1 protein-coding gene and 2 pseudogenes are annotated in these 2,165 nt (G+C 53.2%); all 3 read left to right on the top strand.

Annotated features, from left to right (window positions below; all coding sequences use genetic code 11):
* A pseudogene (locus ACTHUT_RS18480) lies at positions 1–437 on the top strand (hypothetical protein); the annotation flags it as partial.
* Between the two features lie 291 nt (positions 438–728).
* Complete coding sequence (locus tag ACTHUT_RS18475; protein ID WP_431768196.1) at positions 729–1,493, top strand: hypothetical protein; 765 nt, start codon at positions 729–731, stop codon at positions 1,491–1,493.
* A 47-nt stretch (positions 1,494–1,540) separates the two neighbouring features.
* A pseudogene (locus tag ACTHUT_RS18470) lies at positions 1,541–2,165 on the top strand (DUF6531 domain-containing protein); the annotation flags it as partial.

Genomic DNA, 2,165 nt, shown 5'->3' with positions numbered 1-2,165 from the left:
ATGAGGAAGATAGAAAGTTCATGGGATTACAAGTTATTCATCAGGGAATGCTAGATATTGCTGCTGATTACAATTGGGATACGGAACCATTGGAAGAAGCTTACCAAAGTTGCTTAACTTCCGATCTAACCTTTAAAAGACAAATCAAAAAGCGCAAGCTAAGTCCGAACAGAAAACAATATTTGTCTTTATGGGCATATTGCGATCAACACTACTTTAAAATTACTTGGACAACATCTGATAAAAAAGGGGAAATAGTTAAGCAGGGTACATTGCTGACAGAACAACCATCTTATATCGATATATGGTATAGCTTGAATTTTCATTGGATAGACGACGAACATTTTATTGTTGAGTCCAATTACAAAGGGTTGATTTCAGATACTTGGGAAGTTGATATCTCGAATGGTGCTGTCCTAGCAACTCACAGGTTTTAGCCTGTGTGAAACTTCCAATTTTGACGTGGCGTATGTAGCAAGCCGTAGCCCGCACAAAACCTTCAGTCCTGCTGTAGGATATGTGCAGTACGCACGCACGCGGTTTCCGCTTTTCAGACAACCTCACTATCTTCTTTGAGGTCGTCTGAATTATTTGTTCTTTAACAATCTCATTAACAATTAACATAGAGGTCGTCTGAAAACCAACTTTCAGACGACCTCTACCAAATCGCCTCACCCGAAGGCGGCGCACGGCTGCTGTTTGCCGAAGTCGATTTTGGCTACGGCGATTTGACCGCCGTTTACGGACGCGACGGCAAAAAACTGCGCGGTTTCGCCTACCGCAACCACATCATGGTCGAACACAGCCAGCCCGATGGACTGGTGTCCCGCTACGAATACGACCGTTACGACGCCGACGGTAAAGTGCTCAAAAGCAGCAACAACCTCGGCGAAGAATGGACGTTCGACTACCGCAAAGACCATACCGTCGTTACCGACGCATTGGGGCGGACGGAAGTGTACGGTTTCGACGAAAACCGCGAACTCGTCTACCGCATCGACGCCGACGGACAGCGCAGCGACAGCGAACGCGACAGCTACGGCCGCATTACCGTAGAACGCGACCCGCTCGGACGCGAAACCCGCTATCTCTACGATACCGAAGGCAACGTCATCGCCATCACTGCGCCGGACGGCAGCAGCACCCAAATCGACTACCACGAAACCCTCAACCTACCGGTTACCGTCAACGATCCCGCAGGCAGGATTACCGCCTACACTACGACACCCTCGACCAACTCGTCTGCTTTACCGACTGTACCGGCGAAACCACCCGCTTCGGTTACACCGAATACGGCGATCTTGAAACCGTTACCGATGCGCTGGGCCATACCACCCGCTTCGGTTACACCGAATACGGCGATCTTGAAACCGTTACCGATGCGCTGGGCCATACCACCCGCCACCACTACGACGCAGCGGGCAACCCCGTCCGTACCGACTATCCCGACGGCAGTCACGAAACCTTCGAATACGACCGCCTCAACCGTCTGACCGCCCACATCGACGGACTCGGCGCCAAAACCGCCTACGAACTCGCAGTGGACGGACTGCCGCTCAAACGCACCAACGCGCTGGGCCATACCTTCGCCTACGCCTACGACAAAGCCCGCCGTCTGACCGTCCTCACCAATGAAAACGGCGAAACCTACCGTCTCGATTACGACCCGACCGACAACCTGATCCAAGAAACCGGCTGGGACGGCAAAATCACCGCCTACGGCTACGATGCCGCCGGACAACTGGTTCAACAGACCGAATACGGCCAAAGCAATCATGAAGGTCGTCTGAAAGAGCGTCCCGAGACTTGGCACATCCACCGGTTCAAACGCAACATCCTCGGCCAACTGATCGAAAAACAAAGCCGCAAAGTCTCCGGCCGCAACGGACAAAGCAAAGACGAAGGCATCAGCCGCACCCGTTTCGAATACGACCCCATTACCGGCAACCTGACCAAAGCCCGCAACCAACACAGCAGCGTCGAACTCGCCTACGACGAACTCGACCGCCTCATCGGCGAAACCACCGTCCACAACGGCCAAAGCGCCACCGTAGGCTACCGATACGACCCGTTGGGCAACCGCATCCGCACCATCCTGCCCGACGGCCGCCATATCGATTACCTGTACTACGGCAGCGGACACCTGCACCAAATCAGCCTAGACG

The sequence above is a fragment of the Neisseria sp. P0022.S010 genome, assembly GCF_051956635.1.
The sequence above is the reverse complement of the archived record's forward strand: the minus strand, read 5'-3'. Positions and strand labels throughout refer to the sequence as shown.